Below are 16069 nucleotides of genomic sequence, written 5' to 3'. Positions count from 1 at the left end.
TCAGCTCCTTACTTAGTACATAGAGTGGGTGTTGCTTTCGATATGTTCTTTGGTGATACGACCGAACATTTTCCAGTAACACCAGATGGTGTAAGCCAGAACAATCGGAACGAACACGCAAGCAACGTAAGTCATTAAGTTCAGCGTCATATGGCTGGAGGTTGCATCCCACATGGTCAGGCTAGCATTCAGCATGGTGCTGGATGGCATGACGAATGGGAACATGGCAATACCCGCCGTCAGGATGATGCACGCCAGGGTCAGCGAGGAGAACAGGAACGCCAGCGCGCCTTTCTCCAGACGAGACGTCAGCATGGTCAGCAGCGGCAGCAGTACACCCAGAGCCGGGATTGCCCACAGTGCAGGCATGTTATTGAAGTTCACCAGCCATGCGCCAGCCTGACGCGTCACTTCTTTGGTCAGCGGGTTAGACGGTGCCGTATGGTTGATCGCAGACGTCACGACATAACCATCAATACCGTACACCACCCATACGCCTGCCAGTGCGAAGCAAACCAGCGTCACCAGTGCAGCAACCTGAGCCGTCGCACGGGAACGCAGGTGCAGTTCACCCACAGTACGCATCTGCAGGTATGTTGCGCCCTGCGTGATGATCATCGCCACGCTCACCACACCCGCCAGCAGACCAAACGGATTCAGCAACTGGAAGAAGTTACCGGTGTAGTAAAGACGCATGTATTCGTCCAGGTGGAACGGTACACCCTGCAACAGGTTACCGAACGCCACGCCGATCACCAGCGGTGGAACGAAGCTACCAATGAAGATGCCCCAGTCCCACATGTTGCGCCAGCGGGTGTCTTCAATCTTGGAACGGTAGTCGAAACCGACCGGACGGAAGAATAAAGAGGCCAGCACCAGAATCATCGCCACATAGAAGCCGGAGAACGCAGCCGCGTAGACCATCGGCCAGGCAGCAAACAGCGCGCCGCCTGCGGTGATCAGCCACACCTGGTTACCGTCCCAGTGCGGGGCGATGGAGTTGATCATGATTCGACGCTCGGTGTCATTACGACCGAGGAAACGAGTGAGCATCCCCACCCCCATGTCGAAACCATCGGTGACAGCGAAACCGATCAGCAGAACGCCAATCAGCAGCCACCAGATAAAACGCAATACTTCATAATCGATCATTTGATGACTCCTGTCTTAGCGTGCCGGCTGAGTAGTCGCAGTGGACTGCTCGTAGTGATAGCGACCGGTTTTCAGGCTGCTTGGGCCAAGGCGCGCGAACTTGAACATCAGGAACAGTTCAGCCACCAGGAACAGGGTGTACAGACCGCAAATCAGCAGCATGGAGAAGATCAGGTCGCCTGCAGTCAGGGAAGAGTTCGCTACCGCCGTTGGCAGTACCTCACCAATGGCCCATGGCTGACGGCCATACTCCGCAACAAACCAGCCGGATTCGATAGCGATCCACGGCAGTGGAATACCGTACAGCGCCGTGCGCAGCAGCCATTTTTTCTCGCCGATGCGGTTACGAATGACGGACCAGAAGGAAGCCGCAATGATCAGCAGCATGATGATGCCGCAGCCCACCATGATACGGAATGCGAAGTACAGTGGCGCAACACGCGGAATCGAGTCTTTGGTCGCCATCTGGATCTGCGCTTCCGTCGCATCAGAAACGTTCGGGGTATAGCGTTTCAGCAGCAGACCGTAACCCAGATCTTTCTTCACGTCGTTGAACTGGTCACGTACCGCCTGATCGGTCGAACCGGCACGCAGCTGTTCCAGCAGCGAGTAGGCTTTCATACCGTTACGGATACGCTCTTCGTGCTGAACCATCAGCTCTTTCAGACCAGTGACCTGCTTATCAACAGAACGGGTGGCGATGATACCCAGCGCGTAAGGGATCTGAATCGCGAAGCGGTTTTCCTGCGCGTCCTGATCGGGAATACCGAACAGCGTAAAGGCAGCAGGCGCGGGTTGAGTTTCCCATTCAGCTTCGATTGCAGCCAGTTTGGTTTTCTGCACGTCACCCATTTCGTAACCGGATTCATCACCCAGAACGATAACAGAGAGGATGGCAGCCATACCGAAGCTTGCAGCGATAGCAAAGGAGCGCTTAGCAAAGGCGAAGTCACGACCGCGCAGCATGTAGTAAGAGCTGATGCCCAGAATGAACATCGCGCCGCACACGTAACCAGAAGCCACGGTGTGAACGAATTTCACCTGTGCAACCGGGTTCAGGACCAGCTCGGCAAAGCTGACCATCTCCATACGCATGGTCTCGAAGTTGAAATCAGACGCGATGGGGTTCTGCATCCAGCCGTTCGCCACCAGGATCCACAGCGCGGACAGGTTCGAACCTAATGCCACCAGCCAGGTGACGGCCATATGCTGGACTTTACCCAGACGGTCCCAGCCGAAGAAGAACAGACCTACAAAGGTGGATTCGAGGAAGAAGGCCATCAGACCTTCAATGGCCAGCGGCGCACCGAAGATGTCCCCTACATAGTGGGAATAATATGACCAGTTAGTCCCGAACTGGAACTCCATGGTCAGACCGGTGGCCACGCCCAGTGCGAAGTTGATACCAAACAACTTGCCCCAGAACTTGGTCATATCTTTATAAATCTGTTTGCCGGAGAGGACGTAAACCGTTTCCATAATGGCCAGCAGGAACGCCATACCGAGCGTCAGCGGCACAAACAGGAAGTGGTACATCGCGGTCAAGGCAAACTGTAAGCGCGACAGTTCGACTACGTCTAACATTATGACTCCTTGCTCATCGCATGAAGACTCCGAGAGTGAACCCCGTCAGAAGAGATCCACACGCATGCCCCAATACAAATTATTCGCATCCTGGTCGTCGTTATTACCCTGAAGAAGGATAAAAACGATGACGTCAGGTTACAAATAGGTTAATAAAAAACTCAAATTGATCCCGCAAATATAATACGCTGCAAAACCCTTACAATAAACAGGTTTTTATTGAATCACATTTACGTTTTTCGACGGCGATCAATTTATAGCAAAATTACCACTTTTCGGCCATTTTGATCGGGAACAATTTAGCGCTTTTCAACGCCTTTTTCCAAGGATTAAACATTGATTTAAATCAAAAACCAGCAGCAATGTTAATCATGTTTAATCGCGGTGAGAATGGTAAAAACCATGTTAAAGATATGTACATGCAAGGATGTGATAGGTTATCGAAGAAGGAAAAAATATAAACAGAAGTGATTTTTATTAACGCGAGAGAAATTGTCCTTTTCAAGCGCGACCAACAATAAAGCGTAGTCGAGCCAGATTATTTTTCCATTGCTTTTCTGCAACCCTTAGAAATTACATTTAATTTACCTTTCTCACCCCATAAGTTAACACCACGGTGTGATTATTCAATGAAAAAAGGCCGCTAATGCTGCAGCCTTTTATCACTGTTTTCAGCCGACAAGCACGCTAAAGGTGCGTGACTGTCCAGGCCTGAATACCCCTGCAATGCCCTCGCCTTCATGCTGCGCTAACACCTGTTCATTCATGTCCGTTTCGCAGCACCGTTTCACCGTCGGATTCACAGATAACGTCGCGTCACATGCGCTGGACGCTGACGGGTTAAACAGACGAAGAATAAGCTCATCACGATCTTCCGCCTTTTTGAGAGCACTGAGCACACATCCCGTTGGCGAAAGCGCTAACAAACTGTAACTTTCCGGCGTGGTAAACGGTGCGGGGTTCAGTTTCATGGCATCCCAGGGAATTTTGTTGTAGCACTGTACGGGCGTTAACCACGATTTAGACTGCTGCGCGACACCCGCATTTTCCGGCGTACCGCTGAAACTGAAGAGACTAAAGCGACAGCTTAACGCGCCCCGAACCTGGGAGTCAGGAACGGGCAGTTTGATCCCTGATGGTCTGCCGGGACGCAACAGCAAATCTTCTTTGCCGAGTAGCCCCACGCCACGCAACAAGGTTACGGCAAAGGCTTTTTTATCCTCGCCCACCACTTCAAATTCGCGCAGTCCCTCGGTGAACAGCGCCAGCCCGTTTCGTTTCTCCTGCAGGACGGCGTAATTGAGTAAGTTCCAGACGGGAACCGGCGCTTCTTTCCAGCCCTCCTCCTGCCAGTTTTGCATGGCGGGATCCTGCGCAGCACGCGTGACCGTACCAAACTGCGTATCCGCTAATACCTCCTGAGTTGTAAACGGCGTTGGGATCAGCACGCGAACGCGGTGGTCGTCAGCCTGATTGTCCAGACGAACCGCCACATCAATGCGTCTGCTGTTGTGGCTAAGCGTGATTTCACACTCAGCGCTGAGAGAACCGTTCCTCTGGCGCGCCGTGCGTTCGGCCAGATTAGCCGGAACAGCGATCCGATGACGGATCACCGCCCTGCTCTGCCAGCCTTCATGCGTCACCTCAACCTTATGCTCGCCCTGTGCTGAAGTGAGCCTCCACTCTTCCCGGGCAGGCGAGTAGTCGTACTCATCGCCATCATCCGAACTCTCTTCGATTTCCAGTACGCGGTCATAAATCAGCCCGGTTTCTTTGTCACGCAGGCGCAGCGTGCCGTCTTCATTGAAATCAACCTGCCAGAACGCATTTTCAAGTAAGGATTCTGTGTTTTTCACCGCTGCGTGCTGCTTCCCGGCCACGTTCGGTTCGATAAACAACGTACGGTACCCCATCGACGGCAGTATCTGGCTGAGCTGAATATCAAACTCCATAAACGGTTCGTAATTGCCGTAATGGACAATCTGTCGGTCGATGAGACCGGGGTCGAGTTCGCGTGCGCTGCGAATGAAATACGGAATCTCATTGCCTTTATCATCCCGCAGACGGAACTGGCTGGCACGCAGTCGGATGGTGGTGTTCATCACCTCTTCACGCGGCCAGGGCATCAGGTTGAACATCACCAGCTTATCGGCATCGCTTTGCGGCATGTTGTCGACAATCTTGCGCATATAGAAACGCACCAGGTTGTCTGCCATGTCTTCAGCCAGTTCGAAGCGGGAGACAATCTCACGATGCACTTTGTCGCTGCAGCAGCAACCGATGCTGTCGTGAGCGTGGTTTTTGAGGATCTCTTTCCACATTTTCTCCAGCAGACCGTGGTGGTAATCGAAGCCCAGCGTCCAGGCAAGGGTCGCCAGCGGCTCGAGGATATTGACAATTTTGTTCTCAATACGCGCATGGGCGATTTTGATGTCCATGCGCGTAGAGCCGATTGTCCGGTGAACGCGCATGTATTTCCCGTCGATAAACTCCCCTTTTACCGTCGCCAGTTCATCGCGGTGCGCATCGATGTGGTCAAATACCTCTTCGAACCGACTCATCACAAACTGACGCTGGGGATAGATTTCTCGCAGCTTGTCCATTACTGCAAAAATATTCTGCTGCAGCGGCATCTGATCGTGACCGTTGGGCAGCAAAATCTCTTTGGTGACGGAGGCGCTTTCCAGCACCTCGAGATAGCTGTCGAGCCGCTTTCGCAGCCCCGCTTCGTCCTCCGGTAAGTACTTACCAATCGCGTAGCCCAGCGGCAGTACCTGTGCCGTCACTTCGCTGCCGTCCTGGCTCTGCCAGAGAAATTCCGTTTTATCGGTTCCGTGTCGTTCCGAGCAGCCGCGCCAGAACATGGTCCGCGTTATGCCAAACCCGTTATAAATATGCGGAAGCTGACCGGACATACCAAATGAATCCGGCAGATAGCCGATTTTCATCGGCTCGCCGAACGCCATACAGTCGCGAATGCCATACATAAGGTTGCGGACGATCGACTCGCCGCTGACGAGGGTGGTATCAGTCTGGGTATACCAGGGGCCAATAATCAGTTTTCCGCGCTCGACAAGGGCCTTCACGCGCGCGCGGTTTTCAGGCACGACGGCAAAATAATCCTCCAGCACCGCCGTCTGCCCATCAAGGACGTAATATTTATACTCGTCATCCTGCTCCAGGCGGGTCAGGATCTCTTCCATATTATTGACCAGAAGAATACGTGACTCTTCGGTGGTGAAATACCACTCACGGTCCCAGTGCATATGCGGTGTGATATGAACGCGAGATACAGCTTTCATCTTCGTTTCCTGTGTGTGAGTTTTTACCGTATGGCGTCTTCAGTGACGTAGTTGCCCTTTTTTACCGCCTGGCGTCGCCAGAGCAGCAGAATAAACGTGGAGATAGCGGCCCCCAGCAGCGCCGCGCCAAACCAGCCCGCCGCGGCAACCACACCGGTCAGCCCTGCGTCGTGAAGTAAAAAGAGAGAGAAAATACCCGCCCCCGGGGTAGACAGCCCGATCCCCATCGCCCCAACAATCGCGCCGGTTACCATGGAGCCGAGCACAAAGGAGCCAATGACGCGAAGGGGATCTTCTATCGCCATCGGAATCGCCCCTTCGGTAATGCCCGCGAGTCCGAGCAGCCACGTTGATTTACCGGTTTCAATTTCAAACGGTTTAAACAGTCCCGGAGCCAGCATCGTTGACGCCGTCACGGTAAAGGCCGAGACCATTTTGACGGAGGCAAAGATGGCATAGGGACCGTATACGCCGTTCGCCATCGCGCCCAGGCAAAACGCGTAAGAGGCTTTGTTGACCGGCCCGCCCAAATCAAATGAACACATAAAGCCGAGGATCGCCCCCAGGAGCAGCGCATTCGCACCGGACAGACCATTAAGCCAGACGGTGAGCGTGTTATTAAGCCAGGCCACCGGTTCGCCGATCACAAACAGCATCAGGCTACCCGCCCCCAGCACGCCAATGACCGGATAGAGATAAAAGGTTAAAAAGCCGTTATAGCGGCTACTCAGGCGGATGTGATTTTTCACCCAGCGCATCAGGTAACCCGCGATCAGGCCGCCCACGATAGCCCCCAGAAAACCGGAGCCGATCATATTGGCAGCAAGACCGGCAGCAAATCCCGGTGTCAGCGCGGGTTTATCCGCCAGCGAGTAAGCGGTATACGCGGCCAGAACGGGAACCATCAAAATTCCGAGCATGCCGCCGCCAAGCTTGCGGTACATCCACAGCCACGAGTTTTCCTGGTCGAACAAGTGCTGCAAGCCCAGGATTTGCGCCAGCAGTACCGACACGGCCAGCACCGTACCGCCAGCGACGATCAGCGGCACCGCAAAGGAGATCCCGCTGAGGAGCGCCTGTTTGAGCTCACTTTTTACGCCCGTTTTCGTTTCGGTATCGACATACTCATGACCCGCATCGGATGAAGGCCGTAGCGCCAGCGCGCGCTCAATTAGCGCTTCAGCATGGCGCAGGGGCTCCGCAACGGGGACGGAAATCGCGGGGATCCCCTGAAAACGCTCACGCTCTTTGATCGCCACGTCTGCGGCAAAAATGCATGCTTTCGCCTCCTTCAACTGCTGCGCAGTGATGCGCCCCTCAATGCCGTTCGCCCCCTGCTTTTCGACCACCACGTTGACGCCCAGCCTGCGTCCCGCTTTTTCCAGGTATTCCGCAGCCATATAGGTATGCGCAATTCCAGCCGGACAGGCGGTAACGCAAACGATCGTCGGGGCATTCACCGCAACGGCGGCCTCTTGCGCTTCAGGGGTCGCTTCCAGGGCAGCAAGCACATCTTCCGCCGTGGTGGCTGCCATCACGCGCGCCCGGAGATCGTCATCCGCTAGGCGAGACGTCAGTTCCGTCAGTACCTGAATATGTGTCGACCCCGCTTCGGCAGGAGGAATGGCGAGAAGAAAAATCAGCTCAACCTCTTCCGGTCCGTCCACGCCTTCCCACTCCAGCGGTTCGCGCAGCGTTGCCACGGCGAAGGCCGCTTCTCTCACGACGGCTGATTTTCCGTGGGGCACCGCCAGCCCTTCGCCCAGGGCGGTGGGGCCAAGCGATTCCCGATGGAAAACTTCTTTAAGAAAAGCATCGGCATCAGCGATTTTGCCCAGCGCCACCAGACGTGTCGCAAGCTGACGGATTGCCTCATCCCGGCAGGAAAACCGCGCCTGAACGCAAACTGCACGCGGATCGGTCAGGGTCGTCAGGTTCATAGTGATCCTCACATTTAGATCGTTATTGTCTGGGATGGATTCTGGCAGATCTTATAATACATGTATGTGATCACTTTCACTAATAAGCCAATTTGTATTTTATTTGTATTATTTACAAATCATCAGTTGAATGCATAATTCCCTGAAAAGGTATTAAGCAGGCGCAATCAAATGGGTAATAAACCGATGTACCGGCAGATAGCCGATGCGTTTCGCGAGAAAATTAACGCCGGGGAGTTAAAACCCGGTGACGCGCTCCCGACGGAGTCCAGCCTTCAGGAGACGTTCAGCGTTAGCCGTGTCACCGTCCGGCAGGCCCTGAAACTGCTGGCTGATGAGCAGATTATCGAAAGCATTCAGGGCAGCGGCTCTTATGTAAAAGAGGAACGCGTAAATTACGATATCTACCAGCTCACCGGTTTTTACGAAAAGCTGGCGGACCGAAACGTCGATACGCACAGTGATGTTAAAATTTTTGAAGTGGTGAAAGCCGATGAGCGGCTTGCGGCAACGCTGGCCATCAATCCGGAGGATAAAGTCTGGCACGTGAAGCGCGTACGCTTCATCAAGCAGAAGCCGGTTAACCTGGAAGAGACATGGATGCCGCTGGCAATGTTCCCCGACCTCACCTGGGACGTGATGGAAAATTCGAAATACCACTACGTCGAGCAGATCAAAAAGATGGTTATCGATCGCAGCGAGCAGGAGCTGGTGCCGATCATGCCATCAGAGGAGGCGATCGCCGCGCTGGCGCTCGATCCGGCCAAACCGATCCTGGAAAAAGCCTCCCGCGGTTTCCTGAAGGACGGACGGGTATTTGAATACAGTCGCAACGTCTTCAATACCGACGATTACAAGTTCACGCTCGTTGCCAAACGCAGGCAATAAAAAAGGCCGCTTTTCAGCGGCCAACCATGTCGAAACGGACATTTTTTTACTTCAACGCTCCCCTGTCGGGGAGCAGAGAGGACTTACTTAATGATGGATTTCAGTGCTTCGCCGATATCCGCCAGGCTGCGAACGGTTTTCACGCCTGCGGCTTCGAGCGCTGCGAATTTCTCGTCAGCCGTACCTTTACCACCGGCGATGATCGCCCCTGCGTGACCCATACGCTTGCCTTTCGGCGCGGTCACACCCGCGATGTAACCGACAACCGGCTTGGTCACGTGTTCTTTGATGTAAGCAGCCGCTTCTTCTTCCGCGCTACCACCGATCTCACCAATCATCACGATCGCTTCGGTCTGTGGATCTTCCTGGAACAGTTTCAGGATGTCGATGAAGTTAGAGCCCGGGATCGGGTCACCGCCGATGCCCACACAGGTGGACTGGCCGAAGCCGTAATCGGTGGTCTGCTTAACGGCTTCATAGGTCAGGGTACCGGAACGGGACACGATGCCCACTTTGCCCGGCTTGTGGATGTGACCCGGCATGATGCCGATTTTGCATTCGCCTGGCGTGATAACACCCGGGCAGTTCGGGCCGATCATGCGCACGCCAGCTTCATCCAGCTTCACTTTCACGGTCAGCATATCCAGCGTCGGGATACCTTCAGTGATGGTGATGATCAGTTTGATGCCCGCATCGATCGCTTCCAGAATGGAGTCTTTGCAGAACGGTGCCGGAACGTAGATAACGGTCGCGGTTGCGCCCGTCGCTTCTACGGCTTCACGCACGGTGTTGAACACCGGCAGGCCCAGGTGCGTGGTGCCACCTTTACCTGGCGTGACGCCGCCAACCATCTGCGTGCCGTAGGCAATCGCCTGTTCGGAGTGGAAAGTCCCCTGGCTACCGGTGAAGCCCTGGCAGATAACCTTGGTATCTTTATTAATTAAAACTGACATTATTTCCCCTCCACTGCGGCAACAACCTGCTGAGCTGCATCCGTCAGACTTTTCGCTGCAATAATATTCAGGCCGCTGTCAGCCAGTTTTTTCGCGCCGAGTTCAGCGTTGTTACCTTCCAGACGTACAACCACCGGAACGTTAACACCCACTTCTTCTACCGCACCAATGATACCGTCGGCGATCAGGTCGCAACGAACGATGCCGCCGAAGATGTTAACCAGAACCGCTTTAACATTGTCGTCAGAGAGGATGATTTTGAACGCTTCGGTCACGCGCTCTTTGGTTGCGCCACCGCCCACGTCGAGGAAGTTCGCTGGCTCACCACCGTGCAGCTTAACGATGTCCATGGTGCCCATTGCCAGGCCCGCACCGTTGACCATACAGCCGATGTTGCCGTCCAGCGCCACGTAGTTCAGCTCCCACTGTGCAGCCTGTGCTTCACGCGGGTCTTCCTGAGACTGGTCGCGCATTTCGCGCAGATCCGGCTGGCGGAACAGCGCGTTGCCGTCAGCGCCCAGTTTGCCGTCGAGGCAGATCAGATCGCCCTGGGTGGTGATCACCAGCGGGTTGATCTCGATCAGCGCCAGGTCGCGCTCCAGGAAGATAGTCGCCAGACCCATGAAGATCTTGGTGAACTGCTGAACCAGCTTGCCTTCCAGACCCAGTTTGAACGCCAGCTCGCGACCCTGGTAAGGCATTGGGCCTGCCAGCGGATCGATCGCCACTTTGTGGATCAGATGTGGCGTTTCTTCCGCCACTTTTTCGATTTCCACGCCGCCTTCGGTAGACGCCATGAACACCACGCGACGGGAGCTACGGTCAACAACCGCGCCCAGGTACAGCTCTTTAGCGATATCGGTCGCTGCTTCAACCAGGATCTGGTTAACCGGCTGGCCGTTCGCATCTGTCTGGTAGGTCACCAGACGTTTGCCGAGCCAATGTTCAGCAAACGCACGAATCTCTTCTTTGCTCTTAACAACCTTCACACCGCCCGCTTTACCACGGCCACCAGCGTGAACCTGACATTTAACTACCCACGGGCCGGAACCGATTTTAGATGCGGCTTCTTCTGCTTCACGCGGGGTAGTACAGGCATAACCCACCGGAGCCGGTAAGCCATACCGGGCAAACAGCTGTTTGGCCTGATATTCATGTAAGTTCATGTGTTCTATCCATCCTTCAGGTAATCGTTAGGTAGTGCTTTTAGTGGCCCGGCAGCCATACGCCGCCGGGCAAGACTGCAAAACTAGACGTCCAGCAGCAGACGCGTTGGATCTTCCAGCAGCTCTTTAATGGCAACCAGGAAGCCCACGGACTCGCGGCCGTCGATCAGGCGGTGATCGTAAGAGAGCGCCAGGTACATCATTGGCAGGATCTCAACTTTACCGTCTACCGCCATCGGACGATCTTTAATGGCATGCATACCCAGGATCGCGCTCTGCGGCGGGTTAATGATCGGGGTAGACATCAGCGAGCCGAATACGCCGCCGTTGGTAATGGTGAAGTTACCGCCGGTCAGGTCGTCTACGGTCAGCTTGCCGTCGCGGCCTTTAACAGCCAGCTCTTTGATATTTTTCTCGATGTCAGCCATACCCAGGGTATCCACATCACGCAGAACCGGGGTGACCAGACCACGTGGGGTAGAAACCGCCATGCTGACGTCGAAATAGTTGTGGTAAACCACGTCATCGCCATCGATGGACGCGTTCACTTCCGGGTAGCGTTTCAGCGCTTCAACGACAGCCTTCACGTAGAAGGACATAAAGCCCAGACGGATACCGTGACGTTTTTCAAACGCGTCACCGTACTGCTTACGCAGGTCCATGATTGGCTTCATGTTCACTTCGTTGAAGGTGGTCAGCATCGCGGTGGAGTTTTTCGCTTCCAGCAGACGCTCGGCCACGCGCTTACGCAGGCGCGTCATTGGGACGCGTTTTTCGCTGCGGGCACCCAGAGCAGGCTGAGCTGCTGCTGGCGCTGCCGCAGGGGCTTTCGCTTCTGCCTGAGCAGGTGCTTTCGCCAGGTGCTTGTCGATGTCTTCACGCGTCAGACGGCCACCCACACCGGTGCCTTTGATGGCAGCCGGGTCAAGGCTATGTTCAGCCAGCAGGCGACGGATCGCCGGGCTGAGGGCGTCGTTAGACTGTTCTTCCAGAGAAGCCTGCTGGCGCTGAGCCGGCGTAGAGGCTTTCTCTTCAGACTTGGCGCTGGACTCTTTACCCGCGCTGTTGCCTTCACGCAGGCGACCCAGGATCTGACGAGAGGTGACGGTCGTACCTTCATCTTCCAGCACCGCGTCCAGTACGCCATCCGCCGAAGCCGGTACTTCCAGTACCACTTTGTCAGTTTCGATTTCTACCAGCACTTCATCGCGCTTAACGGCATCGCCTGGTTTTTTGTGCCAGGTAGCGACGGTCGCATCTGCTACAGATTCAGGCAGGTCGGGAACAAGAATATCTACGCTACTCATTATGTATCCTTTAATTAATCGACGTTCAGCGCGTCATTGACCAGATCTTGTTGCTGCTTCTGGTGAACGGACATATACCCTACCGCCGGAGAGGCGGAGGCCGGGCGACCTGCGTAACGCAGAGCGGACCCAAATGGAATCACTTCACGGAAATGATGCTGGCTGCAGTACCATGCGCCCTGGTTAAGCGGCTCTTCCTGGCACCAGACAAAATCATGAACGTGAGCGTAAGGTTTCAGCACTTCCTGCATCGCCTGATGCGGGAACGGATAAAGCTGTTCGATACGCACGATGGCGACATCTTTCTGATCGTTCTTACGGCGCTGTTCCAGCAGGTCGTAATAAACCTTACCAGAACACATCACCACACGCTTCACGGCCTGCGGATCCAGCTCGTCAATCTCACCGATGGCTGGCAGGAAGGTGCCGTTTGCCAGCTCATCCAGGCTGGATACCGCCAGCGGATGGCGCAGCAGGGATTTCGGAGACATGACCACCAGCGGACGGCGCATACCGCGCAGTGCCTGACGACGCAGCATGTGGTAGACCTGAGCCGGAGTGGACGGCACGCAAACCTGCATGTTCTGCTCAGCGCAAAGTTGCAGATAGCGTTCCAGACGCGCGGAGGAGTGCTCCGGACCCTGGCCTTCATAACCGTGCGGCAGCAGCATGACCAGACCACACATGCGGCCCCACTTCTGCTCGCCGGAGGAGATGAACTGGTCGATAACGACCTGCGCACCGTTCGCGAAGTCACCGAACTGCGCTTCCCAGATGGTCAGGGTGCGTGGTTCAGCGGTGGCGTAGCCGTATTCGAAGGCCAGTACCGCTTCTTCAGACAGTACGGAGTCCCAGACCTTGAACTGGCCCTGACCGTTGTGGACGTGCTGCAGTGGGGTATAGGTTGAACCGTTAGACTGATTGTGAACCACCGCGTGACGGTGGAAGAAGGTGCCACGGCCCGCATCTTCGCCGGACAGACGCACGGGAATGCCTTCGTCAACCAGCGTTGCATAAGCCAGCGTTTCCGCGCCACCCCAGTCAAACAGCTTCTCACCTGCTGCCATGGACTGACGGTCAGCATAGATTTTCGCCACGCGAGACTGCATCTCGATAGCGTCTGGTACGGTGCTGATGCGTTTAGCCAGCTCCTGCAGACGCTTCATCTCAACCTTGTTCGGGTAGCTCTCATCCCACTCGTGGTTGAGGTACGGCGACCAGGTAAAGGAGTGCATGTTCATCGGACGCAGCTCTTTCACTACGCATTCACCCGCATCCAGCGCATCGCGGTAGAGGTTGACCAGTTCGGTCGCATCTTCCAGCGTCGCCACTTTTTCGCTTTCCAGCTTGTCAGCATAGATTTTGCGTGGCGTCGGGTGTTTTTTGATTTTCTGATACATCAGCGGCTGGGTTGCACTTGGCTCATCCGCTTCGTTGTGGCCGTGACGGCGGTAGCAGAAGAGGTCAATGAACACATCGCGTTTGAAGGTATTACGGAAGTCCAGCGCCAGACGGGTAACGAAAGCGACAGCTTCCGGATCGTCCGCGTTCACGTGGAAGATCGGCGCCTGAACCATTTTACCGATGTCGGTACAGTATGGTGTAGAGCGGGCATCCAGCGGGTTAGAGGTGGTGAAGCCCACCTGGTTGTTGATCACGATGCGAACAGTACCGCCCACTTCATAACCACGCGCTTTCGACATGTTCAGGGTTTCCTGAACCACGCCCTGCCCGGTTACCGCCGCATCACCGTGAATGGTGATTGGCAGCACTTTGTTGCTGCTTGGCTCGTCCAGACGATCCAGACGCGCACGCACGGAACCGATAACCACCGGGCTGACGATCTCCAGGTGTGACGGGTTAAACGCCAGCGCCAGGTGAACCAGACCGCCTTCGGTTTCGATATCAGACGAGAAGCCCATGTGGTACTTCACGTCGCCGGTGCCGAGGTGCTCTTTATGTTTGCCCGCAAATTCGTCGAACAGGTCCTGCGGTTTTTTACCCAGCACGTTGACCAGGACGTTCAGACGACCACGGTGCGCCATGCCCAGTACCACTTCACGGGTACCGCTCTTGCCTGCATGACGAATCAGCTCTTTCAGCATCGGCACCAGCGCGTCGCCGCCTTCCAGCGAGAAGCGTTTTGCGCCCGGGAATTTCGCGCCCAGATAGCGCTCAAGGCCCTCTGCTGCAGTCAGTTCGCCAAGGAAACGTTTTTTCTCGTCTGCTGAGAAATTCGCATGGCCCGCTACGGATTCGATGCGCTGCTGGATCCAGCGTTTCTCTTCGGTAGAGGTAATGTGCATGTATTCCGCGCCGATGGAGCCGCAGTAGGTTTGCTTGAGCGCATCAATAAGTTCGCCCAGCTTCATCGTGTCTTTGCCGATGGCAAAAGAACCTACGTTAAAGCTTTCCTGGAAATCGGCCTCGGTCAGATCGTGATACGCCGGATCGAGATCGGCCACACGTTCTTGCTGCCACAGTCCCAGCGGATCGAGATTCGCATGCTGGTGACCACGGAAGCGATAAGCGTTGATAAGCTGCAGGACTTTAACCTGCTTCGCATTGGTGTCAGGGTCGGAAATCGCAGAAGAGTAACGTGAGGCATCCTTCGCCAGACGACGGAAATAATCACGTGTTTTGGAATGGAATTGATCCGGTTTGACCCCTGTGCCAGGCAACTGCTGGAACATGGAACGCCAGTTTGCGTCCACTGAGTCAGGATCGGTTAAGAAGTCTTCATAGAGCTGTTCAATCCAGCTCTGGTTCGCACCAGAAAGGAAAGAAGAGTCCAGCCAGGCTTTCATTGCGCCGTTCTGCATCGTGATCCCTTAAGCATTTTTATGCTTACTTTCGCCGTAGAAACTACCACGCACACCACGTGTACGTGCCGGGGTTCACCTGCGAGCTCTTTTCATTTGGCCCGCGAAGGAACCTTTAGAAACTGTCTAAACTTCAGGGCAGTTTTTAAAGGTTTCTGCAATTTTCCCGGTGGCGCTACGCTTACCGGGCCTACTGTTACGTAGGCCGGATAAGCGCAGCGCCATCCGGCGTTTTTACTTACGCACTGCGCTGCAGCAGCATCGACTTAATATGGCCGATGGCGCGCGTCGGGTTCAGTCCCTTCGGACATACACTGACGCAGTTCATGATGCTATGGCAGCGGAATACGCTGAAAGCGTCACTCAGTCCTTCCAGACGACTCTCGGTTTCGGTGTCGCGGCTATCGATCAGGAAGCGATAGGCAGCCAGCAGACCGGCCGGGCCGATAAACTTGTCCGGGTTCCACCAGAACGACGGACAGGACGTTGAACAACATGCGCAGAGAATACACTCGTACAACCCATCGAGTTTTTCACGCTGCTCAGGAGACTGTAAGTGCTCGCGAGCGGGTGGATTTTGCCCATTATTCAATAAGTAAGGCTTAATCTTCTCATATTGTGCATAGAATTGCCCCATGTCTACCACCAAATCACGCACGACCGGCAGGCCTGGCAGAGGACGGATAACAATTTTCTGACCAGGACGCTGCAACGCGGAAATGGGCGTGATGCAGGCCAGGCCATTTTTGCCGTTCATGTTCACGCCATCAGAGCCGCAGACCCCTTCACGGCAGGAGCGACGGAACGACAGTGTCGGATCTTTTTCTTTCAGCTGGATTAACGCATCCAGCAGCATCATGTCGCGACCTTCTTCCGCTTCCAGGGTGTAGTCCTGCATACGCGGAGCATCATCAACATCCGGGTTATAACGATAAACTGAGAATTCGAGTTTCAT

General features: G+C 54.9%; 10 protein-coding genes. 1 reads left to right on the top strand and 9 read right to left on the bottom strand.

Translation table 11 applies throughout. The features are described from left to right. Positions 1-12: 12 nt before the first annotated feature. The 4 genes from cydB to mngA all read right to left on the bottom strand — a co-directional run bounded on the left by cydB (position 13) and on the right by mngA (position 7978). On the bottom strand, positions 13-1152 hold the full coding sequence (gene cydB / locus ABFI50_RS15585; RefSeq protein WP_023332425.1) for a cytochrome d ubiquinol oxidase subunit II: 1140 nt from the start codon (positions 1150-1152) through the stop codon (positions 13-15). Positions 1153-1167: 15 nt separating this feature from the next. Continuing rightward, positions 1168-2736, bottom strand: coding sequence for a cytochrome ubiquinol oxidase subunit I (gene cydA, locus ABFI50_RS15580; protein WP_014883043.1), 1569 nt, complete (start codon positions 2734-2736; stop codon positions 1168-1170). A 671-nt stretch (positions 2737-3407) separates the two neighbouring features. After that, positions 3408-6038 carry a mannosylglycerate hydrolase gene (gene mngB, locus ABFI50_RS15575; RefSeq protein WP_347484460.1) on the bottom strand — a complete coding sequence of 877 codons (2631 nt, stop codon included), beginning with the start codon at positions 6036-6038 and terminating at the stop codon, positions 3408-3410. A 23-nt stretch (positions 6039-6061) separates the two neighbouring features. After that, positions 6062-7978, bottom strand: coding sequence for a PTS 2-O-a-mannosyl-D-glycerate transporter subunit IIABC (gene mngA / locus ABFI50_RS15570; RefSeq protein ID WP_117580642.1), 1917 nt, complete (start codon positions 7976-7978; stop codon positions 6062-6064). A gap of 171 nt (positions 7979-8149) precedes the next feature. Between mngA and ABFI50_RS15565 the strand changes: the two genes are divergently transcribed. Beyond that, positions 8150-8866 (top strand): GntR family transcriptional regulator, encoded by a 717-nt coding sequence (locus ABFI50_RS15565; RefSeq protein ID WP_014883040.1) that lies wholly within the window; start codon positions 8150-8152, stop codon positions 8864-8866. An 83-nt stretch (positions 8867-8949) separates the two neighbouring features. Here the strand turns inward: ABFI50_RS15565 and sucD are convergent, their stop codons facing one another. From sucD to sdhB, 5 genes are all read right to left on the bottom strand, one after another. Next, complete coding sequence (gene sucD / locus ABFI50_RS15560) at positions 8950-9819, bottom strand: succinate--CoA ligase subunit alpha (protein ID WP_008501094.1); 870 nt, start codon at positions 9817-9819, stop codon at positions 8950-8952. Beyond that, positions 9819-10985 (bottom strand): ADP-forming succinate--CoA ligase subunit beta, encoded by a 1167-nt coding sequence (gene sucC / locus ABFI50_RS15555; protein WP_006809579.1) that lies wholly within the window; start codon positions 10983-10985, stop codon positions 9819-9821. Before sucC ends, sucD begins: the two co-directional genes overlap by 1 nt. A gap of 83 nt (positions 10986-11068) precedes the next feature. Further along, the gene (gene odhB / locus ABFI50_RS15550) at positions 11069-12292 is read right to left on the bottom strand and encodes a 2-oxoglutarate dehydrogenase complex dihydrolipoyllysine-residue succinyltransferase (protein WP_014883039.1); all 1224 of its coding nucleotides are present in this window, start codon (positions 12290-12292) and stop codon (positions 11069-11071) included. A 14-nt stretch (positions 12293-12306) separates the two neighbouring features. Further along, positions 12307-15114, bottom strand: coding sequence for a 2-oxoglutarate dehydrogenase E1 component (sucA, locus tag ABFI50_RS15545; RefSeq protein ID WP_014883038.1), 2808 nt, complete (start codon positions 15112-15114; stop codon positions 12307-12309). A gap of 238 nt (positions 15115-15352) precedes the next feature. Continuing rightward, positions 15353-16069, bottom strand: coding sequence for a succinate dehydrogenase iron-sulfur subunit SdhB (sdhB, locus tag ABFI50_RS15540; protein WP_014883037.1), 717 nt, complete (start codon positions 16067-16069; stop codon positions 15353-15355).

Origin of the sequence: Enterobacter sp. HNDS-6 (assembly GCF_039850505.1) — a bacterium.
GTDB lineage: Bacteria > Pseudomonadota > Gammaproteobacteria > Enterobacterales > Enterobacteriaceae > Enterobacter > Enterobacter kobei.
The sequence above is the reverse complement of the archived record's forward strand: the minus strand, read 5'-3'. Positions and strand labels throughout refer to the sequence as shown.